This is a genomic window from Leptolyngbya iicbica LK, from assembly GCF_004212215.1.
GTDB classification, from domain to species: Bacteria; Cyanobacteriota; Cyanobacteriia; order Phormidesmidales; family Phormidesmidaceae; genus Halomicronema; species Halomicronema iicbica.
In genome coordinates this window covers 89664-113054 of sequence record NZ_QVFV01000003.1, presented here as the reverse complement: position 1 = coordinate 113054, position 23391 = coordinate 89664, and the positions used below count along the sequence as shown (strand labels likewise).

The 23391-nt window shown below is 55.9% G+C and carries 21 protein-coding genes and 1 riboswitch; of the genes, 14 read left to right on the top strand and 7 right to left on the bottom strand.

Annotated elements, in window-relative coordinates:
- Positions 1–81: 81 nt before the first annotated feature.
- Positions 82–2910, bottom strand: a complete 2829-nt coding sequence (locus DYY88_RS14415; RefSeq protein ID WP_367889296.1) for a cation-translocating P-type ATPase — start codon at positions 2908–2910, stop codon at positions 82–84.
- Positions 2911–3007: 97 nt separating this feature from the next.
- On the opposite strand from DYY88_RS14415, the gene DYY88_RS14410 reads away from it, so the two are divergent.
- From DYY88_RS14410 to DYY88_RS14380, 6 genes are all read left to right on the top strand, one after another.
- Positions 3008–4099 carry an ATP-binding protein gene (locus tag DYY88_RS14410; RefSeq protein WP_039726844.1) on the top strand — a complete coding sequence of 364 codons (1092 nt, stop codon included), beginning with the start codon at positions 3008–3010 and terminating at the stop codon, positions 4097–4099.
- A gap of 480 nt (positions 4100–4579) precedes the next feature.
- Entirely contained in the window at positions 4580–6523 is a 1944-nt protein-coding gene (locus DYY88_RS14405; RefSeq protein ID WP_160299546.1) for a sensor domain-containing diguanylate cyclase, read from the top strand.
- 606 nt (positions 6524–7129) lie between these two features.
- On the top strand, positions 7130–7390 hold the full coding sequence (locus DYY88_RS14395) for a hypothetical protein (RefSeq protein WP_039726843.1): 261 nt from the start codon (positions 7130–7132) through the stop codon (positions 7388–7390).
- A gap of 7 nt (positions 7391–7397) precedes the next feature.
- A complete protein-coding gene (locus DYY88_RS14390; protein WP_039726842.1) occupies positions 7398–7778 on the top strand; it encodes a PIN domain-containing protein in 381 nt (126 codons plus the stop codon).
- 248 nt (positions 7779–8026) lie between these two features.
- Positions 8027–9124 carry a peptidase M42 gene (locus tag DYY88_RS14385; RefSeq protein WP_039726841.1) on the top strand — a complete coding sequence of 366 codons (1098 nt, stop codon included), beginning with the start codon at positions 8027–8029 and terminating at the stop codon, positions 9122–9124.
- 139 nt (positions 9125–9263) lie between these two features.
- Positions 9264–9396: riboswitch (cyclic di-AMP (ydaO/yuaA leader) on the top strand.
- A gap of 48 nt (positions 9397–9444) precedes the next feature.
- The gene (locus DYY88_RS14380; RefSeq protein ID WP_039726839.1) at positions 9445–10779 is read left to right on the top strand and encodes an SLC13 family permease; all 1335 of its coding nucleotides are present in this window, start codon (positions 9445–9447) and stop codon (positions 10777–10779) included.
- 57 nt (positions 10780–10836) lie between these two features.
- Here DYY88_RS14380 and DYY88_RS14375 read toward each other — a convergent pair whose 3' ends face one another.
- Complete coding sequence (locus tag DYY88_RS14375) at positions 10837–11364, bottom strand: hypothetical protein (RefSeq protein ID WP_130199459.1); 528 nt, start codon at positions 11362–11364, stop codon at positions 10837–10839.
- 310 nt (positions 11365–11674) lie between these two features.
- Here DYY88_RS14375 and DYY88_RS14370 point away from each other — a divergent pair, with 310 nt between their 5' ends.
- The 4 genes from DYY88_RS14370 (at position 11675) to DYY88_RS14355 (ending at position 14300) form a co-directional block, all read left to right on the top strand.
- The gene (locus tag DYY88_RS14370) at positions 11675–12361 is read left to right on the top strand and encodes a phosphatase PAP2 family protein (protein ID WP_039726838.1); all 687 of its coding nucleotides are present in this window, start codon (positions 11675–11677) and stop codon (positions 12359–12361) included.
- Between the two features lie 383 nt (positions 12362–12744).
- Entirely contained in the window at positions 12745–13320 is a 576-nt protein-coding gene (locus DYY88_RS14365) for a tetratricopeptide repeat protein (RefSeq protein WP_039726837.1), read from the top strand.
- Positions 13289–13498: a DUF2949 domain-containing protein gene (locus tag DYY88_RS14360; protein WP_039726836.1), complete on the top strand. Its 210-nt coding sequence runs from the start codon at positions 13289–13291 to the stop codon at positions 13496–13498. Before DYY88_RS14365 ends, DYY88_RS14360 begins: the two co-directional genes overlap by 32 nt.
- Positions 13470–14300: an alpha/beta fold hydrolase gene (locus tag DYY88_RS14355; RefSeq protein WP_039726835.1), complete on the top strand. Its 831-nt coding sequence runs from the start codon at positions 13470–13472 to the stop codon at positions 14298–14300. The genes DYY88_RS14360 and DYY88_RS14355 overlap by 29 nt, the downstream gene beginning before the upstream one ends.
- Positions 14301–14491: 191 nt before the next feature.
- Here DYY88_RS14355 and DYY88_RS14350 read toward each other — a convergent pair whose 3' ends face one another.
- Positions 14492–14968, bottom strand: a complete 477-nt coding sequence (locus DYY88_RS14350) for a universal stress protein (RefSeq protein ID WP_039726834.1) — start codon at positions 14966–14968, stop codon at positions 14492–14494.
- Positions 14969–15253: 285 nt separating this feature from the next.
- Between DYY88_RS14350 and DYY88_RS14345 the strand changes: the two genes are divergently transcribed.
- Entirely contained in the window at positions 15254–16309 is a 1056-nt protein-coding gene (locus tag DYY88_RS14345; protein ID WP_039726833.1) for a S66 peptidase family protein, read from the top strand.
- A 122-nt stretch (positions 16310–16431) separates the two neighbouring features.
- Here DYY88_RS14345 and DYY88_RS14340 read toward each other — a convergent pair whose 3' ends face one another.
- Complete coding sequence (locus DYY88_RS14340; RefSeq protein ID WP_039726832.1) at positions 16432–16995, bottom strand: Uma2 family endonuclease; 564 nt, start codon at positions 16993–16995, stop codon at positions 16432–16434.
- 80 nt (positions 16996–17075) lie between these two features.
- On the bottom strand, positions 17076–17642 hold the full coding sequence (locus DYY88_RS14335; RefSeq protein ID WP_039726831.1) for a hypothetical protein: 567 nt from the start codon (positions 17640–17642) through the stop codon (positions 17076–17078).
- A 168-nt stretch (positions 17643–17810) separates the two neighbouring features.
- Between DYY88_RS14335 and DYY88_RS14330 the strand changes: the two genes are divergently transcribed.
- The 3 genes from DYY88_RS14330 (at position 17811) to hemN (ending at position 21111) form a co-directional block, all read left to right on the top strand.
- Positions 17811–18299, top strand: a complete 489-nt coding sequence (locus tag DYY88_RS14330) for an AAA family ATPase (protein ID WP_039726830.1) — start codon at positions 17811–17813, stop codon at positions 18297–18299.
- 507 nt (positions 18300–18806) lie between these two features.
- Entirely contained in the window at positions 18807–19556 is a 750-nt protein-coding gene (locus DYY88_RS14325; protein WP_039726828.1) for a biliverdin-producing heme oxygenase, read from the top strand.
- 154 nt (positions 19557–19710) lie between these two features.
- Entirely contained in the window at positions 19711–21111 is a 1401-nt protein-coding gene (hemN, locus tag DYY88_RS14320; RefSeq protein ID WP_039726827.1) for an oxygen-independent coproporphyrinogen III oxidase, read from the top strand.
- Between the two features lie 24 nt (positions 21112–21135).
- Here the strand turns inward: hemN and DYY88_RS14315 are convergent, their stop codons facing one another.
- On the bottom strand, positions 21136–22467 hold the full coding sequence (locus tag DYY88_RS14315) for a flavin-containing monooxygenase (RefSeq protein WP_039726826.1): 1332 nt from the start codon (positions 22465–22467) through the stop codon (positions 21136–21138).
- Positions 22468–22552: 85 nt separating this feature from the next.
- Positions 22553–23356 (bottom strand): SDR family NAD(P)-dependent oxidoreductase, encoded by an 804-nt coding sequence (locus DYY88_RS14310; protein ID WP_039726825.1) that lies wholly within the window; start codon positions 23354–23356, stop codon positions 22553–22555.
- Positions 23357–23391: the final 35 nt, after the last annotated feature.

Below are 23391 nucleotides of genomic sequence, written 5' to 3'. Positions count from 1 at the left end.
AATCTCATAAGGGACCCGGTCCCTGCCGGAAACACCGGTGCGTTAAGGCCAAGACCAAGGGACCGGGTCCCTGAAGCTGTCCTACGATCGCTGGCGCTTCATTGCGAACTGGATGAAGAGTTTTTCCCCTTCCAGCCAGACAAATAACAACGCGCTAAAGCCAAAACAAACCGCCAGTTCTAACGCCGACAGGGGATACAGGCCAAAGAAGTCCCGCAGCGGCGGCACATAAATCAGCAGAATTTGCAGCCCTGTGGTGAGCAGCACCGCTGCCCAGATGAACGGATTCGAAGCGGGATTCAGTTGCACGGTTAGGCGCGTGTCCGACCGGGCGGCCAAGGCGTGGCCCATCTGGGCCAAACACAGCGTCGTGAATACTAGCGTTTTCCAGGTAGCGGGATCGCCAGGATAGCCTGCCGCGTGGGTGTGTTGATAAGCCCAGGCCATGAGGGCGATCGCCAAAATCGCCAACAAAATGCCCACCCGCACCATGTAAGCCCCCAGTCCCCGCGCAAAAATGCTCTCTCGCGGATTGTTGGGGGGACGCCGCATAACATTGGGTTCCCCCGGTTCCATGGCCAGGGCCAGGGCGGGTACCCCGTCCGTCACCAGGTTCATCCACAAAATTTGCAGCGGCGACAGGGGCACGCCGCCCAAACCAATGAGCGGAGCGGCGGCAATGGTCAGCACTTCGCCGATGTTGCTGCCCAAAATGTATTTAATGAAGCGGCGAATGTTGTCGTAGACCACCCGCCCTTCTTCCGTTGCGGCCACGATGGTGGTGAAGTTATCGTCCAGCAGCACCATGTCGCTGGCTTCTTTACTGACATCGGTGCCCGTGATGCCCATGGCAATGCCGATATCGGCCTGTTTCAAGGCGGGCGCATCGTTGACGCCATCCCCGGTCATCGCCACAAATTCGCCCTGCTTTTGGAGGGCCTGCACGATGCGGAGTTTGTGCTCTGGCGCGACTCTGGCGTACACACTCACATGGGGCACGGTGGCTTCCAACTCAGCGGTGGAGAGGTGGGTCAGGTCACGTCCGGTAAGAATGGTGTCGCCGGGTTGGGCAATGCCCAAATCGGTGGCGATCGCCTGCGCCGTGAGCTGATGGTCCCCCGTAATCATGACGGGACGAATGCCCGCGCGGCGACAGGCCTTGACCGCCGCCCGCACTTCGGGCCGGGGCGCGTCCAGCATCCCGACCAGCCCCAGCCAGATGAGCTCTTGTTCTTCGGCTTCCAAGTCGTTCGTGGGCACAGCGTGGTTGAGTGGCTTCATAGCAAAGCCCAGCACCCGCAACCCGCGCGAAGCCATCTCATCATTGTGGGCGAGAATCTGATCGCGCTTCGCTGGCGTCAGCGGCTCAGTGCCTGCGGGCATCTGCACCAACTGGCACCGCTCCAGCACTAGCTCCGGCGAGCCTTTGGTGAACATCACTGCCTCATCCACCGGACAAGAACCATCCTCACAAGGGCGAATGACCACGCTCATGCGCTTACGTTCGGAGGTGAAGGGAATTTCGGCAATGCGATCGCAGTTTTGCTTCAGGCGGTTGGTGTGAAAGCCCCCTTTGCCCGCCAGCGCCAGCAGCGCCCCTTCCGTCGGGTCACCTAAAATCGTCCACACATTCCCCGTCGGGCTTAAGGTGGCATCATTGCAGAACGCACTCGCCATCAGCAGGGCTTCTAACGCCGGGGCAGACTCAATCGCCACCGGTTGGCCATCGGCCAAAATTTGCCCCTCGGGAGCATACCCGGTGCCTGTGATGGTGTACTGAGTGTCGAGGGTTTGCACCCGTTGCACCACCATTTTGTTTTGGGTCAGCGTCCCCGTTTTATCGGAACAGATGGTCGTAACGGAACCCAGAGTTTCAACCGCAGGCAGTTTGCGGATCAGGGCGTGACGGCGCACCATGCGTTGGGTGCCCAGCGCCAGCGTCACCGTAATGACAGCGGGCAATCCTTCGGGCACCACCGCCACCGCCATACTGAGGGAGACTTCCAGCAGTTCATCAAACAGGCTCAAATCGCCCGTGCGGAGTAGCCCGATCGCCACCACCAAAGCCACCAGCACCAGCGACCCCGACACCAACACGTTGCCCAGTTGTGCCATGCGCTGTTGCAATGGCGTCGGTTCCGCTTCCACCGACTGAATCATCGTAGCGATGCGGCCCAGTTCCGTCTGCATGCCCGTTTGGGTGATGAGCACGGTGCCGCGCCCCTGCAACACCTCTGTACCCTGGAAGACCAGATTGACGCGATCGCCCAAGGCCGATTCTTCTGCCAGCGTGACTTCCGGCTGTTTGATCACCGCTTCCGCTTCCCCCGTCAGCGCCGCTTCCCGGATCTGCAAATTCGCTGCGTTCAGCAGCCGGCCGTCGGCGGGCACTTGCACCCCGGCTTCCAACAGCACGATGTCTCCTGGCACCAGGCATTTGGCGTCGACCTCTTGCTCGCGCCCCTGCCGCAGCACGCGCACCCGTGGTGAGGTCATGTTTTTGAGCGCGGCCAGTGCTTTTTCGGCTTTGCTCTCTTGCAGATAACCCAGCCCACCATTCAGCAGCACGATCGCAAAAATCGCGATCGCATCCTTCGGAAAGCCCCCTGACTGCAAATCCAACAGGAGGGACACCAGGGCCACCGCAATCAACATCAGCAGCATGATGTTTTTGAACTGGTCCCACAAAATCTCCAACGGACGGCGGGTCGCCCCTTCCTGCAATTCATTCCAGCCATAGACTTGCTGGCGGTGCTCCGCTTCGCTGTTGCTGAGTCCTTGGGGACTGCTCTCCAACAGGGTGGTTGCCTGGTGAGGACTTAAGGTGTGCCAGTGAGTGGAAACGGCGCGGGCGATCGCCCCGCTTGCCGGATCATCAACGTCAGAATCCGTGAGTGTGCTGTGAACCACGACGATGGTGTACCTCAAAAATAGAGTGTTACGATCAAAGAGTACTCAACCAGCAATATTAGCACTAAAAAATAGTGCTAACTACAGCTTTACTGCCATGCCTCCTTTTGTGCCGCGATCGCTCCCCTGCCGTGAAGTCGAACTCGACCTCGTAACGAGCCTGCTGCAACGGGACAGCGATTTTGTGGTCACCGGGGTGCCCGGCATTGGACGGCGATCGCTCATCCGAGAAGCCGCCAAACAAGTCGGCTGCCGTTGCCTCGAAATTGATTTTCTGCGGTGCCGCAACGCCGGTCAGTTTTTGCGATTTCTGGCCGATGCCATCACCCAAGCCTTTGCGGAACCGGACGAACTCACCAAAATTCAAGCCTGGAGCCTGAATCAGCCCCTCACGCTAGACCAAACCCTGGCCTCCCAAGCGCGCCTCGTCTGGCCGACCAATCCGGGCAAAGAATGGCCCTTATTTGAAGGCCTCCTGGCGCTGCCGCAATACTTGGCTGAGTGGCTGAACTGTCAGGTGGTGATTGTATTCCACAATTTCCTCCACATTCGCTCATGGGATCGGCGGGGCAAGTGGGAAACCTATCTCCGGCAAGAAATTCAGCAGCAAAATCGGGTCAGCTATGCCCTGATCGCCACTGTGGCAGAACCCTGGATGCTCGCCAGTCAGCTGCCGGTGATTGCCCTGGCCCCCCTGGCTGACCCGGAACTGCGCCCCTGGATCACCCAGAGCATGGCCGCCGCCGGGCTCACCTTTGAGGCTGAGAGTCAGGCGCTGGAGTTGTATTTAAGTTACGTGCAGGGACATTTAAAGGATGCGATCGCCCTCGCCCAGCGCATTTGGCTGGATTGTGCCGCCCTCGCCACCCACTCTCCGACTGGCCTCATCCAGGCCCATCAAGTCCATAGCAGTATGCTCACCCTGGTACAGGACATCAGCGTCACCTTCGAGGCCCTGCTGCTGCTACTCCCCCCCACCCAGGCCCGGGTGCTGGAAAGCCTGGCCCTCGACCCCACTGACAGTCCCCAGGCCAGCGCCTATATCAAAAAGCATCAGCTCTCGCGGGGCGGCGGCTTGCAAGGTGCCCTCAACAGCCTGGAGCAAAAAGGGCTGATCTACGGCCCCCAATTTAGCTATCGCATCGCCCTGCCTTTGCTCAACTTTTGGCTGAAACAACGGTTGCGCTAGGGGGAGCGATCGCGGCAAGGCTCACGCTCCCCACAATTGCCCCCACCAGGCAGATTACAGGAAGACAAACCGCTGACCCGCAGCAAGCCAAGAACTGATATTGCAAGCCGCAACTGGGTCAGGTCATACTCGATGCCTGCACTGCTTGCGGTGAAAGCGTTCCGTAAACCTTACACCTGGCACCTTTCGCCCCTCTGCCATACATCAGCGATCGCCCAATTGAAAAAGGCTTGGAACCCTAATGTTTGCGTTGACGATGAGTCTCCACTCACATTGCGATTACTCGCTTGACGTTATCCCTAAACGCCCGTTGATCAACAAGAGAGATTTCGAGATGTCGGCCATCCATGTTGACCAAAGCCTCCCGTTTAGCCGATAGCCTGGGTATTCTAATCTCATAAAGCTCTCCACAATCAGGGCATGGTCGAATCTACCAATCGGTTGGTAAAAAATTGGCAATCTCATCAATTGAGACCGTTTTTGAGGCAACTTTTCAACTTTCGTCAAATCCCTCTCTGGCAGCAGGCGATCGCCGCTGCCGCTTATGTGAGCACAGGATACGTGTCGCTGTTTGCGTTAGATCCCGTTTCTGGTTTTACCGTTCTCTGGATTCCCAGCGGCGTCAGTGTTGGGCTGATTTACATTTGGGGTTATCCGATTTGGCTAGGCACTGTCATCGGCAATGTCATCGCTCAAATTATTTTTTTCAATGGGCTATCTACCGTCACCGACGTAGTCTTGACTCCTGTGATCGTGATGAGCCTGATCATCGGGCACCTACTTGGGGCTTACTGGACGGCTCACCTCATTCAAAACCGTTACTTTTTGGGTCGGGCCAAAGACACCATTTGCTTTATTGTCTGCAATTGCCTTTTGGGGCCTTGCTTGGCAGTAGTTATTGTGCCGCTGTCTCTCTGTTTGCTGGGGAAATTTAGCTGGGAGCTTTATTTATCCCTGGTCATCACGACCTGGATTGGGGAGGCTTTTGTCATTGTGACCGTCACCCCTTTAATCATTACCTGGCATCAAAATGCCCCAGTATTTCAGCGTTTAGTTCGGCAACAACCGCTGGAGGGCCTGTTGCTCCTGTGTCTCGCGCTGACGGTGAGTCAAATTGCATTTATGCAGGGCTATCCGGTGGCTTATTTATCAGTCACTCTGATCATTTGGGCCGCTTTTCGCTTTGGCGATGTGGGGGCAACGCTGTTAATGGTTGGCATCACAGCGATCGCAGTCCTTGGCACAGTGCGGGGGCAAAGTACCTTTGCCCAAGATTCCGTGAACTCGTCTTTGGTGCTGTTGCAATCTTTTATTGCATTTATTAGCTTGACGACTCTGACGTTGAGTGCCGTCCTCAATGAAAATGAGCGGGCTAAAACCGACTTGAAATCGACTAATGCGATGCTGACCCAATTTCTCAACGCCTTGCCCATTGGGGTCAGCGTTCACAATCAGCAGGGGCACACGCTGTACTCTAATGCGATGGCAGAACAGCTTTTAAGACCGTCATCAAACGCCCAAAATCGCCAATCAGCGCAGTATCTTACCCTCTACCGCCAGAGTGCAAACACGATTTGCCCCCCTGAGCACCTGCCGACATTTCGCGCGCTTGCTGGCGAGCATCTGCTGGATGACGACCTCGAAATTCGTCATGGCGATCAGCTCATTCCCCTCGAAGCCCAGGGGACTCCGATCCTAGACGAACGGGGAAGGATCACCTCAGCGATCGTGGTCTGGCAAGATATCAGCGATCGCAAGCGCATGGCAGCGATTTTGGCCGACTATACCCATGAACTGGAACTAGAAGTAACTCAGCGGACGCAAGAACTGGCCCATACGAACGAACAACTATGCCGAGAGATTCAAGAACGAGAGCGCACTCAGCAGGCTCTGGATCAGGCTATACAGGAATTGCAGAAGTTAATTAACCTTGACGGTCTCACCCAAATTGCCAATCGCCGCTGCTTTGACGAACGGATTCATCGAGAGTGGCAAAGGGCGGCTACCAGACGTTCACCGCTGTCGCTCATGCTATTAGATGTCGATTATTTCAAGCGGTATAACGATCTTTATGGTCATCAAGCCGGTGATGAATGTTTAATCCAAGTTGCCCAAGCCGCTGCTCAAGTTGTGAAGCGTCCAGATGATTTAGTGGCTCGCTATGGGGGAGAAGAATTTGCCATCCTGCTGCCTGATACCGATTTGAAGGGTGCTCTTGCCGTCGCTCAACGGTTGCAGCAGGCAATCGAAGACTTAGCCATTGCCCATCGAGGCTCAGAGGTCAGCCAGCGGGTGACTGTCAGTATAGGAATTGCCCACCTGTTGCCTCAAGCTGATAAGAATCTCAGCACGCTCATTCACCTTGCTGACCAGGCGTTGTATGAAGCCAAGCGGTTGGGCCGCAATCAATATGTGGCGCTGTAAAGGGGGCCGCTTGGGTCACGTCAGCGATGCTTTGGCATTGCCCTGGGCAGCTGGAGCGATCGCTAGCGACTGGCTGGCCCTTGATACACGTGGAACAGACTGGCCACGACTCACATTCCCCGAGTCTTAGCACCACACCAGTAATCGCTAAGTCCCGAACCGAGCGCGATCGCCGCAGTCCGCGCTGGGTATCGATTGTGGTTGGCACAATACATCAGCCAAGCATTCATAAGCGCGATCGAGGATACAGTTTATCGAGTTAGGGAAGCCCCCGCCCGTTACGCTGCCACTGATGAAGACGTTCGGCGGTGCATGGCGCGTAAGTTTCCTTATGGTGTTCTCTACACAATTGAGCAAGACTACATCCTAAATTTTGGCAGTCATGCATTGTAGTCGTGAGCCTGGTTATTGGAAAAGCCGCAAGTGATCGAAGCTACCAAACGCCTGATACTGCGTTGGTGCGGCGGAGCGGAGGTTATCGTTGAGTATTCGAGATTATCTACCGCCGCACCACTTCACCGTTGGGCAGCAGTTCCACTCTCACAGTAGCCACTTAACTCGCAGAAGTTCAGGTATAGGATAGATCTACTAGAGAAGAATGTGGCTATGAATATCACCTTAGAGCTACCGATAGAGCTAGAGAATGAGCTTTCTGCTGAGGCTTCTCAGCTTAAATTGCCTCTGTCGGAGTATATTCTTCGGGTTCTCTCCTTTCGCCCTTTTCTGCACAATCCTCCCAAAACAGGCGTGGAGCTAGTTGCCTACTGGGAAAGCGTCGGGGTGATCAACTCTCGGCCTGATATTACTGACAGCCAGGAGTACGCCCGCCGGTTGCGTGACCAAGCTGAACATCGTGAGCGGGCTTAGGTAGCGAATGTATCTGGTTGATACTGATGTCATGATCGATATTCAGCGGGGGTATGCGCCAGCACTGGCTTGGTTTGCCTCTGTCCCAGCACTGCCGAGCATCCCCGGCTTTGTGGTGATGGAATTGATTCAGGACGCTCAGAACAAGCAACAGGTGCGGAAAGTCTTACAGCTTGTAGCGCCTTTGACCATCGTCTGGCCGACCGAAACTGACTGTGCTCGGGCTTTGTCTGATTTCACCGCCTACCATCTGTCTTATAAGGTCGGTTTGATTGATGCCTTGATTGCGGCCTGTGCTGTTGGACGTAGCGCAACCCTCTGTACTTTCAACGTCAAGCACTACCAAGTCATCTCAGGCTTGAGCCTAGATCAACCCTACAGTCGCTAAAGCCGCCGAACATCTCGTTGGTGCGGACGGTACAGAGGTTATCGGTGAGAGTTTGAGATGATCTGCCGCCGCACAACTTCACGGTAGCTTTTATCTTTGAGCTCTAGAAGTTATCGCCCCAGCCTTCCACAATGACCAGGCTTGCAGAGTGCCCCGACCCATGAGCCGGGGAAAAGTGTAGTGAGCTCGACCAAATGCAATAGGGAAAAGCAGTATCGTTCCAAATTACCCCAGATTAAGGTTGCCCCATGAGCCCTTTGAATATGGTTGTCGAGCAACTGGTCACCCAAAACGCTCCGCTGCCCGAAGGCGTCGCCGAGCTGACAGAATTGTTGGAAATTCTGCAACTGCTGATTCGAGAACCCTCCGTCGTGGGGAGCGAAGACTCCTTCTTTCGGGTGCTGCGGCGGGAGTTAGAGGAAGTGGGAGCCCAGGTCACTCACTATCATGGCGTCTTAGTCGCCCAGGGCGATCGCCCCCACGACCTAATGCTGTCGGCCCACATCGATCGCCACGGCTTACTCTGCACTGGCCCCAACGAGTTTCAATACGCCGCCTTTATCGCGGGCAACCAAAGCGAACTCACGGGGGATTCGGTGTCTGAGCAAATGCTCAACACCATCGAAAATCGGTTTCAGGGGCAACGGGTACAGGCCCACCTCCCCTATATCGGCACCTACATCGGCCAAGGCCAGATCACCCGCTCCTACATTTGCCCAGAGCGCAAAAACTTGATCTTTGAGGTGGAAGGCTTAGAACACCTGCAACCGGGCACTCCGATCGCCTTTCTCGATCGCCTGCAATTCAACGATGGCTACATTTCTGCCCAGTTAGACAACGTGCTAAGTGCCGCCATCATCATCTTTCTGTTTCGCTGTGGCTTTGCGGGGACGGCCCTCTTCACCGCCCAAGAAGAATCCGGTCGCAGTTGGCGCTATGCCCTGTCCTGGTTTCAGCGGCAGCAACTCACTACCCAGCGATTAGTGGCGCTGGATACCAGCCCCTACCACGATCGCGCCGCCGCCGATCAGCAGTTAGTCACCCTGCGCCGTAAGGATGCCAGTGCGAACTTCGCCGAGGGCATCACCCAGGAACTCGCCGATCGCTGCACCCAACTCGACATTCCCTACAGCTACAAAGACGATTACATTGAGGCCCAAAACCGCACCCGCACCAAACCCTACTCCCTGGGCCGCACCGAAATGGGCCGCCTCATTGCCGCCACTGACGGAGCGATTAGTGGCACGACCCTGCAAGTTCCCACCACGGAATACCATACTCCCAACGAAACCGCCTCCCTGGCCTCAGTCACCGCCATGATTCAGCTCTTGCAGACTTACATTTGAGCGCCATTGCGACGCTGAATTCGCGATCGCCATCAACCGCCACGAGTGAAGGCACCCCCCCCCCGCAGTTGCGGACTACAACTATCGACGTTTCTGATTGTCAGCTCTAAAAATTAGTGCTATCGTCGGAAAAATTCATCTGAGCCATTGGCCTAGTTTGGTCTGTGACCAAAGCGGAGGACCCATCTTTGGGGCAAACCTTGCAGCTGCAAGGAGGCGAACTCTCACGCCTAGCCCGTCAGCTAACTTCGTCGGCCTTGGGAGGAGATGCATGATCTCCTGGTATCTGGCTCAGTCGTCTCATCATCCAGGAGATTCCTATGGGAAGCTTTGCCGCTGTTTCATCCCTCAGCGTCTTTCTCGGTGTACTCGTCTGCATCATGACCGAGCGCTTGCAGCTGACGATCGCCGCCATGCTGGGCGCGTTGCTGCTGCTCTTTCTCAACGTGCTGACGCTGACCGAAGCCGTTGACTACATCGCCCAAAGTTACGCTACCCTGGCCCTCTTTTTTGGGGTCATGGTGATGGTGCGCGCCTTTGAGCCCACTGGCATTTTTGAATTCCTGGCGACCCAAATGGTCCGCATGGCTGGCGGGCAGGGGAAGCGGTTGCTGCTGGGTATCGTCGCGATCACCACTCCCATCTGTGCGGTGTTGCCCAACGCCACCACCGTGATGTTGCTGGCTCCCCTGCTGCCGCCTATTGCGACGGAACTGGGGGTGAACTTTGTGCCACTGCTGATTTTGCTGGTGTTTGTTGCCAACAGCGCCGGACTGCTGACCCTCGTGGGCGATCCGGCAACGTTCATCGTGGGCGATGCGGTCAACATCAGCTTTTTGGATTATTTGAAGTCGCTGAGTTTGGGGGGCGCGATCGCGATCGCGGCGATCGTGGTGATGCTACCCATCCTGTTTCCGACCATCTGGCACAAGCAGCTCGACAACCTCGCTCAACTACCCCACCCCCGTGTCAACCATCCCCGCATGTTGATGTTGGGAGGCCTCATTGTGGCACTGGTGCTGACCCTGTTCGTGGTTGGTGAAACTTTGCCTGTGCCCATTTCACCCGCTACCGTGGCCCTGATGGGAGCGGCGCTGTGTTTGCTAATCACCCACCACAGCCGCATCGACAGCATCCAAAACATCCTGCGGGATTTGGACTGGAGCACCCTCCTCTTTTTCATGAGCGTGTTTGTGCTGATCGGCAGCCTGGAGAAAACGGGGGTGCTGAGTGCCGCTTCAAGCGTACTGGCGCTGATTTTGGGGCACAACATTGCGCTGGGTTCCTTGCTGGTGCTACTGCTGGTGGGTGGGTTGTCGAGTTTGGTGCCCAACATTCCCCTCGTGGTCGCGATGGTCCCCCTGCTCAAGGAGTATGTAGTGAACGTGGGGCTCGCAACGCCGGATATTCTCGACCCGAATTTCGCCGGGAACCTGCCGATTGAAGTGCTGCCCCTGTTTTACGCCATGATGTACGGCGCGACCCTGGGCGGCAACGGCACTCTCATCGGCGCGTCTTCTAACATCGTGGCCGCTGGCGTCGCCGAGCAGCACGGCAAGTCGATTTCGTTTCGGACGTTTCTCAAGTACGGTTTCCCTATCGCGGCGGTGCAGTTGACCTTGATGGGCGTCTACATGTTGATGCGCTTTTTGTAGGGCGAATGGCTCTGACCTAGTAGGTGGGCAATGCCCACCCTACGTTCTGACTGGGACTTATTCGGCGGCGCGCCAGTAAACGTAGGGGCGATCGACGGAGAGGTCGGCATGGCGAATCTCGCGGAAACCATCGTCCTCGGTCAAATCCAGGTCAAACTGAACGGTGCCGTTGCCAAACCGCAGGGTATACATGCTCAGGGAGGGCGATCGCGCTGTCCCAAAGCAGTCCGCAAAAGCCTCGTTCAGCGGTGCTTCGTAAACGACGCGGCGCTCGTCTGACTGCACGATCTGTGTGGGCTGCTGAGCAATGGGGCGGAAGTCGACCACGACGGTATGATCGGCCCCCCCTTCAAAGCTCCAGCCCGACTCCCATAGACCCACGGTTTCGGGACAGGTGCCCGATTCGGCAACCACCTCAAACTCGACATTAGGAGCCACAAAGGTAGCTTCGGTGGGGGGAACGGAGGAAGTGGCTGCTGGGGTCGACGGAGATTCGGCGGTGCTATTGTTGGGCGTGCTGCAACCCGCGATCGCCATGCCGACCAACAGCGCGATCGGGCTCAACTTCCTGAGATGCCATGTCATCGTTTTCACCACCTCTGAATCATCGTTGAACGTCAAAGCTCAATGTCGTCACAGTGGCAGTGACGACATCGAGCACCGCATCCCATCCATCCATCACTCACCGACATGACCAGAACCGCTGGTAGGGAGCATCGATCCAACAGGCTCTGATCCCCCGCAGGAATGGCGGCGATCGGGGATCGACGCTGACGACCAGTCGCTTTTAGGATGGGCCGGCCCGATCATTGCCGAGCCAGCCTTAGAGCGGAATGGCAATCAGGTTTTTCATCATGAGCATGCTGTAATTTTAGGGTGACAGTCTGGCCATCCGATGCAACAGCTGAAATCCTTATTCAAAGCATGGCAGCGGTGGGTTCATCCCCAACTAATGACCTTTATCGCGACCGTGGGTGGGCTCTGGCTAGGGATATGCCTGCTGCTGATCCTACTCCTTGCTCACTTATCTGATGAGGTGCTAGAGCAAGAGGCCTTCTGGTTTGATGAGACGATTTTGCTGAGTCTGCATCAGTGGGCCAACCCAACCCTGGATCACATCATGCTGGGGATTACGCAACTCGGGAGTCCCGCCATTGTGGTGCCGTTAGCCTGCATCACTATCAGTTGGCTCTGTTGGCGACACCAATGGCGGGGGGCTGTTGTCTTTTTCTTCACGTGTTTGGGCGCTGTAGGCCTGAGCATCGGTCTGAAGCTATTGTTTGGCAAAGCGCGCCCCCAGCTCTGGCCGCCGCTGATTGTTGAAACGACCTACAGTTTTCCAAGCGGTCACGCTTTAGGCGCGATGGTGCTCTATGGCTTACTGGCGTATCTGGTGGCGCAGCGCTATGGGAATTTTAAAGTGCTGATTTATGGCACGGCGGCAATGTTGATCGGGGCCATTGGCCTGAGTCGGCTTTATTTAGGCGTCCACTGGCCGACGGATGTGCTGGCTGGCTATGGTATTGGCTTTCTTTGGCTCAGCTTGGGCATCGGGCTACTGCGGCTGACAACACACCCTTGAGCGCTGCCGTGAATGGCGTTGTCTGAATCTTTTTGCCGTTTGCCTTGTTGCCGCCTGCATAGGCTGGACTAGCACAGCGTAAGCCAGGCGAATATTCGGTTTCGCGCCTCAAGCACAACCTATAGACTGGTGCGTTGATGGCCGAATTAGCTAAATCAGCGTATACGATTCCCTGTTGCACTAATCGATATCGTCAGGAGCCGTGTGAGGGAACCGTCCTATCGGCCCCGGGAGAGTTTGCCGCCCCCGTGTTCATCGGGCCAAGGGTCGCATCGTGGATAGCGGTCTGGCTGACGCCGAAAAAAATATCTTCGAAATATCAGCGACACACGAATGTCATAGTCGGTGACTACGCTTAGCAGCCAAAGGCTAGGAAACTTCCGATGAAAACGACTCTTCCCAATTATTCAAACGCTTTGGCGTCAAGTCGCTCGATCACGACCCCGCAACCGCCTGCCAGGCAGCCCCGATTTGTCCCCGAGACCGAGGCCATGCGCCACTGTGAAAGGGGCCGCTTGCTGCTGCATGGCGGCCAGTATGAACGCGCACTACAGCAGTTTGAGCAGGCACTGGCCTGGCAGCCGCATGCGATTGCGGGGTGGTGTGGTCGAGCCGAGGCCCTGGCTTGCCTTGATCGCCATGCTGCCGCCTTAAGCAGCGTCGAACAGGCTCAGGCGTTATCGACCGTTGTGGATACTCAAATTTGGCTGCAAAAAGCCGTGCTGCTGATTTGGCTCGAGCGCTATGAAGAGGCTTTATATTGCTGCACCTTGATCTTGCACAGACACCCTGATCACGTTCAGGCATGGTTATTTCAAGGGGTGGCGCTACATCGCTTGGGGCGCTATGGCGCGGCGCGGCGCAGCTACCACCGCGTCACCGCCTTAACCCAACCTCAGCAGTCTCGTCCATTTAGGAGGGCCGGTCATGAGCAGAAACCGCATCGAGCAGTTGGTTAACTTTGTGCAACAAGAGTTTGGCCTCGCGCGCGCTGAGGTGCTCACGGCGCTGCATCATAAGGAGTCGGCCAGTCAGTTGCCCCTCATTCTCTGGCAGTATGGGTTCATTACCGTTCAGCAACTTGATCGCCTCTTTGATTGGTTAGCCGGTGCCCAACTCCGATCAATTGACGGGTAAACCATTACGGCTGCGGCCCGGAGTGCAGCTACAGGTCTGTCATGAGCCGGGCACGCAACCCGCGATCGCCTTCCTCCATGGGGGGTTGGGCAACCGATTTAACCTGCGATCGCAATACGAATTTGCCGTGGCGCAGGGATGGGAGGCGGTCGCCTACGATCTGGCCGGTCACGGTCAATCTAGCCCCTATCCCTGCTACTCCATTGGTCGCCACTGCCGCGATTTGACCCGCCTCCTGAGGCATTTCCGCATCCAGCGGCCTATTCTATTTGCCCACAGCTATGGTGTGCCCATCGCCCTGGAATGGTGTCAACGCCATCCCGTCGCGGGGCTGGTGTTGGTTGCCGGGGGCACCCACGATCTCGATCCGTGGTGGGAAGTGCCGCTGATGCAGAGCTTGGCTTGGGGAGGCCGGCATCTGTTTCGCCTGCACTGGGTACAGCGCTTGGCGGCCAGGTTTTCGAGCGATCGCACCCACGCCACCCTGCAACAATTCCTGGCGGAAAGTCCGGTTCCAGCACATTTCGCTCCCTACCAGGCGCTGCAAATTTTCTGGGGCTACAACTTTTTTACCCGCCGCTCAGGCACTTGGCAACTCAACTATCCCACCCTCATCATTAGCGGCGGCCAAGACCCTATGTTCACCCACGACATGGGCGCAGCCTTAGTCCAGCATTTTCCCCAAGGACACCATTTACATTTGGAAAATGCCGGTCATCTCGTCATGGCTGAGTATCCTGACACGATCAACCAGGCATTACTCGACTTTTGGAACCAGGCCAATAGAGCGTTGCGCAGATAGCTCTGTTTATCTCTGGGGCAGAAAAACGAGGGGCTGAGGAAGCAGAATGTTATCAAATCCCAGTTTTGTCGGGCAGACATCTAGCCAGATTCGAGGCAGCCGAGACGGCTGTCCACACTTCGCTGCAATGCCCATGCGTTAAGTTTTTGGGCTCTCGGCACCAGACTGTGAACGGCTCTAGACCCAAATCATCACGCCGCAGGCTGTCCCTGAATCACCATGACCGAGCAGGGAGCCCGATGCAGCACATAGTTACTGACGCTGCCGAGCACCACTTCCTTGAGTCCTTGGTGGCCGCGACGACCCAACACAATCAGGTCTGCCCCCCAATCTTTAGCTACGGCACAGAGTTGATGTCCGGCCTCGCCGATGCGCCAGTCCCAATCGACTTCGACGCCCAGATTTTCCGCATCATGCACAAAGCCGTTCATCCATTTACGGGTGGCTTCCATGCTGTCATTCACCTGCGCTTGCGCCTGCTGCATAAATTTGTCGAGGTTGGCGTTGTAGCGATCGCCAAAATCCTGATTTGAGCGCGGCAACGTCAGACAGTGCAACAACATCAGTTTGGCCCCCTGCAACTTGGCCAATTCTGTGGCCTGCTTAAACACCTCTTCAGACCGAGGGGACTGATCGATCGCGACTAGAATTTTTTGATATACACTCATTGACCTTGATTTCGCGATGTAGATGATGTGACTGTTGAATCGGCTAGTGAAGATGAATGCCGACTGGTTTTTGATCGTTTCGCGAACCTCCGGTTTTAGCTTTCCCGAAAACCATCACCAGCAGGGACAGACTTAATTTTTCGTTGTTGAAAGTTCGCGTTCGGCAACACAGTTTCACACTTCTGCCACCTGAGCCGGCCCTTGTCCCCCCCCGCGCGTCTCCAGCACGGGCCAAGACTGCCAACATCCCTGATAATCGAGACAACCAAGCACCGAGAAATACCCATGGGACGACGACCCACACGACGACAATTGATCGCGGGAGCCGGAGCGATCGCGGCGACGCTACCGTTTGCCACCAGGGCCAGCGCCCAAGCGACCACCCCCCGCCCCCTCAAACCGCCGCGTTTGCATCCCGGTGATACCGTCGGCATCATCAGCCCGGCGGGGGCGACCTTCAATACCACCGACTTAGACATCGTGATGGATGCCGTGCGCGGACTCGGCTTGGTGCCCCGTCCCGCGCCCCACGTGTTGGCACAGTATGGTTACCTCGCCGGAAAAGATCGCGATCGCGCCGCCGATGTCAACCAGTTTTTTGCCGACCCGGCCATCAAAGCCCTGTTACCGATTCGCGGCGACTGGGGCTGCGCTCGCATCCTGCCCTATCTGGATTACGACCTGATTCGCCAAAATCCGAAAATCATCACGGGCTTTAGCGACCTGACTGCGCTGCTGCTGGGCATTACTGCCCAAACCGGACTCGTCACCTTTCATGGCCCCAACGGCCTCACTGCCTGGCGACCCGACCAAACGGAACCCTTTCGTCAGGTGCTGTTTGATGGGCAAGCGTTGACCTTTGAAAATCCCATCGCAGGGGAAGACCGCGATCGCCTCATGCAAACCCGCTTTCGCGTGCAAACCATCACCCCGGGGCAAGCCCGGGGGAAACTGTACGGCGGCAATCTGTCCGTCATTTCCGGCATCGTCGGCTCCCCCTACGTCCCCGATCTCACGGGAGCCATCCTCTTTTTAGAAGACGTGGGGGAATCGATTTACCGCATCGATCGCATGTTGACCCAGCTCAAACTCGCTGGCGTCTTGGATCAACTTGCTGGCTTCGTCTTCGGCCAATGCACCAACTGCGGCCCCTCTGGCGGCTACGGTGGCCTCACCCTCGAACAAGTGCTGACCGATCACATCGCGCCCCTCGGCATCCCCGCCTGGTGGAACGCCGCGATCGGTCACGTCGAACCCATCCTCACCCTGCCCCTGGGCCTCACAGTCACCATGGACGCCACTGCTGGCCAGATTGCGATGACAGAAGGGGCGATCGTTTAGTCACCTTTTTGTGAAAACCACATTATTCACTTGAATGAAAACATTGCTAAAGGTTTCTCACCATAACCTTTTCGACTGCACATCATGCTCGATGCTTTAATCGCGCAATTGTGGCAATTGCTTTACTCCAACAACCAACCGAAAATGACACTGATCGTCAAATTCAACTCACTGGCAAAGTCAGGGACGGGCAAGATCTGTCCAGATTGGTCGAATACTTCAGGCTGCTGTTTTGGCAGGTACACAAAAACAGTTTGCTCATCCGGGTCAATCAGCCAACCCATTTGAGTTCCATGATTCAGGCAATGCAAAATATTTTTGGTGACTTTGGTCTGGCTTTGATCCGGTGAGAGGATTTCAATCGTCCAGTCAGGCGCAAATGGAAAGGTGTTGGCAACCTCACCATTTGGGTCACGGGGAATTCTTTGCCAGGTAAATACTGATATATCGGGAACGGTTGAGCGACCACCAAACGTACAACGCAATTCCGAAAATGCTCGGGCAATTTTTGCAGATTTCAGAATCACATTAACCGTGGCAGAGAATTCAGTTTGAATGGTGCTGTGCTTTCCCTGTGGCATGGGTTTCTGAATAATCTGCCCGTCAATATATTCACTGGCAGGTTTAGTTTCTGGCAGCGTCAGAAATTCCTCCAGAGAGATGGGTTTAGAGGGAGACCGTACCATTTGTACTCTCGTAAGGGCCGTGATTGATCTTGAGAGAAGGCGTACACCAATCTTAGAAGATCAACCTCTCTGGGGGCTGATTAGCGGCGGATGAGGATGACTTCGATCTCGAGGTCGTCGTAGTCATCGAGTTCGGAAATGTCTTCGAAGCTGATTTGGTAATAGTCGCCGTTGTTGTAAATCGACTTTTGGACGCGGACGGCGTGGGCATTTTCAAAGTCTGGAGCGCCGATCAGCCGATTATCGCCCTCGAAGTAATAGGTAAAAAAGCCACTTTCACTGCCGAGATAAAACCACTGGGAGGGATCGTTGTTATCAATCTCGTAAACCAGGGTGGAGAGTGGGGGCAGCATATCTGGAGAGCGGGGCGCAGCTTGTTCTTTATAGACTCTTAGCCGTTGCTGGAAGTCGGCCTCGCCCGAAATGATACGGAACCAGACTTCATGACGATCGCTCCGACCTTCGTTCCACAGGGCATAGGCCGTTGCCTCGGGTTGTGAAATGTCGAAGCTGTGAACCAGTTGCTGTAGGGGCGGGGGCGTCACGGTGGTTTGTGCTTGTAGCGATCGCAGTGGCGCGATCGCGCTCACCATCGCAGTGGTTAATAAGAGAGCACCGATTTTGCTAGCCCAAACGCGATCGGCCATGTCCCAACTTCCTCAAGTGACGCAGTTCTGCCACCCAAGATAACTTGCCAGCCAAATTTTGAACCATTTTGCCCGTAAAAAGCTATATTTGAAGCTTTTTAGTCAATTCTCACGCGCGTCCAAAAGGCGGACGCCCTGCCTCCTCGTTCCCCGCTGCCGTTCTTCGCTATGTCCACTGCGCCCGACGTCTCCCTCTGGTTACTAATTGGTTTACCGGGCAGCGGCAAATCGACTTGGGCGCGGCACTTTTTGCAAACGGCTCCCGCGATCGCCTACATCTCGACCGATCAAATTCGCGGTGAATTGTTTGGCAATGAGGCCACTCAAGGGCCTTGGCCGCAAGTGTGGGGCCAAGGCACTTATCAGATGCGTGAGGCAGTGCGGCAGAGCCAGGAGGGCGAGCTGCACGGGGCGCTATACGATGCGACCAATGTCCGCCGCCGCGATCGCCGTCGAGTGATGCAAACGGCGCAGTCACTCGGGTTTACGCGGCTGTTGGCCGTCTGGTTCGATGTGCCTCTGGGGATCTGTCTCCAGCGAAATCAAGGGCGATCGCGGCAGGTGCCCCCCGCCGTCATCGCGACCATGTCGCGGCAGCTAGCCGGAGCGCCACCCCAACCTGAGGAAGGCTTTGCCGCCATCTATCGTCTGAGCTAGCGCCCGTTGGCCGCTGTGATCACCTGAGCTTGCAGATCAGCCCGCCTTTGCTAGCGGATGGTTTTGCCAATCTGAGATTTCCCCTAGGCATTGCCTGGAATCGCTAGCGTCACTTTTCGACCTCGGTTATTGTTAGTTTCTTGAAGTAAAAATATTGAATTTCCGTCTTTTTGGGAGGCTAGTGTCGAGGTTTCCAGAAACTTCCGAAGCCCCTTTTTTGTGCATTTATTAAGGAATAAAGCCTTGATTTCATAATGGTTATTGATTGCCCTACAGTCATAAAAGTATTTCGACTGAGCTGAAGTTTTCAGTTCCATATCATTAGCGCGATCGCGCTGCTAGTTTTCATTGTGAGCGTCGACCTTCCTCAAAAGAGGCGCGATTGATTCGGTCAGACTGGCGACCCAAGTATTCATTACCTTGGGATAGATAGTGCTGACTTGACGGCAGTGAAACGATTCCACTACGTGCTAATGACCTTAAAAAAGTTCAAAAGGAGCGAATTTTATGGATTTGGCCATGCGCCTGCGTGAAGGCACTAAACATGCGCATACCGCAGCAGAAAATACCGCTTTTATGAAGTGTTTTTTGAAAGGAATTGTCGAGCGTGAACCCTTTCGCAAACTGACGGCTGACTTGTATTTCGTTTACCAAGCGCTAGAAAATGCCCTGGATGAGCAGATTCATCATCCCGCAGTGAGCAAGGTGTATTTTCCCGCCTTGCGGCGCGTACCCAAACTGGAAGCCGATCTGGCTTACTACTACGGGGACGACTGGCGTCACCAGATTCAAGCGTCACCCAAAGGATTGGCCTATGTCGATCGCATTCAAACTGTCGCTCGGGAAAATCCGGCGTTGCTGATTGCCCATGCCTACGTGCGCTATATGGGCGACTTGTCTGGGGGCCAGAGTCTCCGCCACATCGCGCGTTCGGCGATGAATCTGCCACCGGATCAAGGGACAGGACTCCATGAGTTCGATGCTTTTCCAACGGTTGAGTCGCGGCGCGCCTTCAAAATGACCTATCGCGATGCGCTGAATGCGATTGAGGTGGATGAAGCGACGGCCCAGGCCATTGTGGATGAGGCCAACCTCGCCTTTCAAATGAACCGCGATGTCTTTCATGAAATGGAAGAGGACGTGCGGGCAGCGATCGGCGATCACGTCTTTGACCTCATTACCCGCCAAGACAAACCCGGCAGCACCGATCGCACGCCCGGCCATTCTTCCGTTGAACTGGTCGCTGCCGAGGCCTAGTTGCGGGTGTTTTGAGTGGGCTCACAGCTCACAGTCACAGGCATTCTTCCGAATCCTGGCCGAGACGATCCGGGTTAACGTCTCGGCCTTTCTTCTCCGTTCCGTTTCACACTTTCCAACCCGGCTCTTTGACCACTGCTTTTACTGCATAAATATGTACACCGACGTTCCTGCGGTTGAATTTAACGCCGACCTGCTGCACAAATACAATCGACCGCTGCCCCGCTACACCAGCTATCCCCCCGCCACAGAACTTTCCGCAGACTTTCACGAAGTTGACTTTCGGGCAGCGATCGCCACCGGCAACTACAAGCAAACGCCCCTCTCCCTTTACTGCCATATTCCGTTTTGCGAAAGCGCCTGTTATTTTTGCGGCTGCAACACCGTCATCACCCAGCTCAAAAGCGTCGCAGATCCCTATTTGGATGCCTTGATTCGCAATATCGAACAGATGGCAGCCTTGACGAGCGATCGTCGTCCGGTCAACCAGCTGCACTGGGGCGGTGGCACGCCCAACTATTTGACCCTGCCGCAAATCGAACGGTTGTGGGCAGCGCTCAACCAGCACTTCACCTTGGCCGACCAGGCCGAAGTTTCCATTGAGGTGAACCCGGCTTATCTCAGTCGCGACCAGGTGATGTTGCTGCGGCAACTGGGATTCAACCGCATCAGCTTTGGCATTCAAGATTTTGATCCCCAAGTGCAAGTAGCGGTCAACCGCATTCAGCCCGAGGCGCTGTTATTTGAGGTGATGGGGTGGATTCGCGAAGCTGGATTTGAAAGCGTCAACGTCGATTTGATCTATGGCCTGCCCTACCAGAACCTCCATACTTTCCGCGAAACGCTGACCAAAACCCGCGCCCTGGACCCCGATCGCATTGCCGTCTTTAACTTTGCCTATGTGCCCTGGATGAAGCCCACCCAGAAAAAGCACATCGATCCGGCCACGCTACCTGACCCCGAAGCGAAGCTAGAAATTTTTCACATGACCATTGATGAGTTGACCACCCACGGCTATCAGTTCATCGGCATGGATCATTTTGCGAAACCGGATGATGAATTGGCGATCTCCCAGCGTCAGGGCGCACTGCACCGCAACTTTCAGGGCTACACGACCCAGCCCGAGTCAGACCTGTTGGCCTTTGGCATGACCTCCATCAGCATGACTCACGACGTGTACGTGCAAAACCACAAGTCGTTAAAGGACTTTTATCGGGCGATTGAAAGCGATCAGTTGCCGATTGCCAAAGGGGTCAACCTGAACCGGGACGACGTGATTCGGCGCACCATCATCATGGAACTCATGTGCCAGTTTCGACTCGATAAAACTGAACTGGAGACGAAGTATCATCTCAGCTTCGACACTGACTTTGATGAATATTTCGCGGCCGAACAGGCCGAACTCCAGGCACTAGAGGCGGATGGATTGGTGCGGTCATCTCCCAATCACATTGAGGTGACTCCAGCGGGTCGGCTGCTGATTCGCAATATTGCGGCGGTGTTTGACACCTTCTTGCATCGCCAGCAAACCCGACAATTTTCCCAGTCGGTGTAATTCTGCAGTCGGCTCCCTCAACCGTCAAAAGACCGATAGCGCCTCGGGCTCAGGTTCCGCTTGTAGCGGATGATTGGCAAACGGCTGACATTGGTGGTCAATCTGCCGGGCCCGGCGCTGAAACCAGGGAAACGCCCAGCGCAGCAGTCGCAACTGGGTGAAAATCGCCTGCGGGTCGGATAAGTGGGTCTTCGGCAACCCCACCCCCAGTTCTTTGAAGACTCGCCCGAGGGGAATCTCTAACTGATCTTGCAGTTTGAGCAGTTGGGCAAAAATGGGGCCATAGGCCGACATCAGCGAGCCGACGCCACCCCGCGCTTGGCCCCAACCAAGGAAGTACAGCCCCTTGTAATCATCGAGAAAAGCGCCGCCGTAGCACTGCACGATCGCCCCTTGCACCCGCTGTAGCTCCGGCGGCAAGAACGGATAAGCGACGTGGTATCCCGTGGCGCAGATGATCGCATCGACTGTTTCCACCGTGCCATCCACAAAGTGAACCTGATGGTGGTCGAGGCGCTGCACCGCTGGTTTGGCAGTGATGCGGCCATGTTGCAGGTAATAGGGCACCTCATTGTTGAGGGTCGGATGCTTGTCCAAAATGCGGTGCTGGGGCTTGGGCAGGCCGTAGCGAGAGTGGGGGCCAAACGTGAGGCGAATCATCAGGTGGAGCAGCAGTCGTTGTAGCCATTCCGGCGTCCAGGGTTTAGCAAAGTTGGCGATCGGCACTCCAGCAAAGCTTTTGGGAATAAACCAGACGGACTCTCGCAGACTCAAAAGGGACTTGGCCCCGACTCGGGCGGCTTCGGCGGCGATGTCGCAGGCGGAGTTGCCACCACCAATCACCAGCACTCGCTGACCGCGCAACTGGTCAGGGTGGCGATACTCTTTAGAATGCCAAATCGGGCCGTCAAAAGTGCCCTCAAAGTCGGGCATCCGCTTGCACCAGTGGTGGCCATTGCAAAGAATCACCCCTTTGTAAATCCGCTGCTCCCCCGATTCGAAGGTGACTTCCCATTGGTTATCGGCGATCGGTCGCACCAAAGTCACTTTGCGCCGCAGCTGAATGCGATCGCGAAGTTGAAAGCGATCGGCAAACTGGTGCAAATACGCCAGCATTTGGGCTGCACTGGGAAACGGCGGGTAGTCCTCCGGCATAGGGAACTGGGTGAACTGAGTCACCTGTTTCGACGAGATGATGTGGGCGGTGGAGTACACGCCGTGATACCAGTTGCCACCGATGTCATCGCTGGCATCAACCTGGTCGTAGGGAATGCCCGCAGCTTGGAGGGATTGCGCGATGCCGAGCCCGACAAACCCGGCGCCGATGATGAGGTGTTTTTGCTGCGTATCTGGCATGAAAACTAACAGGGAGAACTATGGGGGCGATCGCGCTACCCGGTGGGGCTAGCGTTCGTAGACAAGCATGTCGAGACTGTCGAGGCTAAACCTTGAGCTGCCCTAACCAATTTAAAGCAAAGGGGAAATAGCGCTTGATCCCTTGTCCGAGCCAGGCAAATTGATCAGGAAAGACTTCGGCCTGATTGCGCTCGATCGCTCGAATCGTTTTTGCCATGATCTTTTGCGGATCGGTCGTCAGGGCAGCGGGCAAGGCTTTATCAGACTCGGCTAATGAGCCAAACCGGGGTGACTGAAGGAGCGGCGTACGACTAAAAAAGGGATACACCGTTGTCACTTTGACATCGTAAGTCGCCAATTCGTAACGCAAGCCCTCGCTAAAGCCGCGTAAGCCGTATTTGCTCGCCCCATAAGCAGTGAGGCCGGGCGGGGCAATCCAACCTGCGAGGGAAGAAATGTTGACGATATGGCCCTGGCGGCGCGCCATCATGTCGGCGGCAAAGCGGCTGCTGAGCTGCATCGGCGTCAGCAAATTGACCTGCATCATGGTGCGCCAGCGATCGGTCGGCATATCGACCATGTTGCCCACCAAAGCGATGCCAGCGTTGTTGATCACAATATCGGGCACCAACTCCATTTGCTGGATCGCCGCGTAGAGTTGGTCACAGCCAGCCGCATGGGCCAAATCCATATCGAGACACGCCAGCACTTTGCCCGGCAACTCTGGCGCGGCGGCTTCAAGCTTGGGCACCTGTGTAGATAACTGAGCCGCTGGATGATCGGTCAGAATCAGATGACTCCCTTTGGCGAGTAACTGGGGGATGAGGGCTTGCCCAAAGCCACCGCCCGCTCCGGTGATCAGAACTGTTGCTGCCGCCAGTTGAGACATGAGGGAAAGGGGGCTCAGCGTGTTGACGCCCTAAT

Coding starts and splice junctions, on each gene's coding strand:
- DYY88_RS14390 (WP_039726842.1), top strand. CDS start 7,398: ATGTATCTGGTTGATACTGATGTCATGATCGATATTCAGCGGGGGTAT.
- DYY88_RS14370 (WP_039726838.1), top strand. CDS start 11,675: ATGCAACAGCTGAAATCCTTATTCAAAGCATGGCAGCGGTGGGTTCAT.
- DYY88_RS14365 (WP_039726837.1), top strand. CDS start 12,745: ATGAAAACGACTCTTCCCAATTATTCAAACGCTTTGGCGTCAAGTCGC.
- DYY88_RS14330 (WP_039726830.1), top strand. CDS start 17,811: ATGTCCACTGCGCCCGACGTCTCCCTCTGGTTACTAATTGGTTTACCG.
- DYY88_RS14410 (WP_039726844.1), top strand. CDS start 3,008: ATGCCTCCTTTTGTGCCGCGATCGCTCCCCTGCCGTGAAGTCGAACTC.
- DYY88_RS14310 (WP_039726825.1), bottom strand. CDS start 23,356: ATGTCTCAACTGGCGGCAGCAACAGTTCTGATCACCGGAGCGGGCGGT.
- DYY88_RS14395 (WP_039726843.1), top strand. CDS start 7,130: ATGAATATCACCTTAGAGCTACCGATAGAGCTAGAGAATGAGCTTTCT.
- DYY88_RS14325 (WP_039726828.1), top strand. CDS start 18,807: ATGGATTTGGCCATGCGCCTGCGTGAAGGCACTAAACATGCGCATACC.
- DYY88_RS14335 (WP_039726831.1), bottom strand. CDS start 17,642: ATGGCCGATCGCGTTTGGGCTAGCAAAATCGGTGCTCTCTTATTAACC.
- DYY88_RS14340 (WP_039726832.1), bottom strand. CDS start 16,995: ATGGTACGGTCTCCCTCTAAACCCATCTCTCTGGAGGAATTTCTGACG.
- DYY88_RS14345 (WP_039726833.1), top strand. CDS start 15,254: ATGGGACGACGACCCACACGACGACAATTGATCGCGGGAGCCGGAGCG.
- DYY88_RS14350 (WP_039726834.1), bottom strand. CDS start 14,968: ATGAGTGTATATCAAAAAATTCTAGTCGCGATCGATCAGTCCCCTCGG.
- DYY88_RS14315 (WP_039726826.1), bottom strand. CDS start 22,467: ATGCCAGATACGCAGCAAAAACACCTCATCATCGGCGCCGGGTTTGTC.
- DYY88_RS14360 (WP_039726836.1), top strand. CDS start 13,289: ATGAGCAGAAACCGCATCGAGCAGTTGGTTAACTTTGTGCAACAAGAG.
- DYY88_RS14380 (WP_039726839.1), top strand. CDS start 9,445: ATGGGAAGCTTTGCCGCTGTTTCATCCCTCAGCGTCTTTCTCGGTGTA.
- DYY88_RS14385 (WP_039726841.1), top strand. CDS start 8,027: ATGAGCCCTTTGAATATGGTTGTCGAGCAACTGGTCACCCAAAACGCT.
- hemN (WP_039726827.1), top strand. CDS start 19,711: ATGTACACCGACGTTCCTGCGGTTGAATTTAACGCCGACCTGCTGCAC.
- DYY88_RS14375 (WP_130199459.1), bottom strand. CDS start 11,364: ATGACATGGCATCTCAGGAAGTTGAGCCCGATCGCGCTGTTGGTCGGC.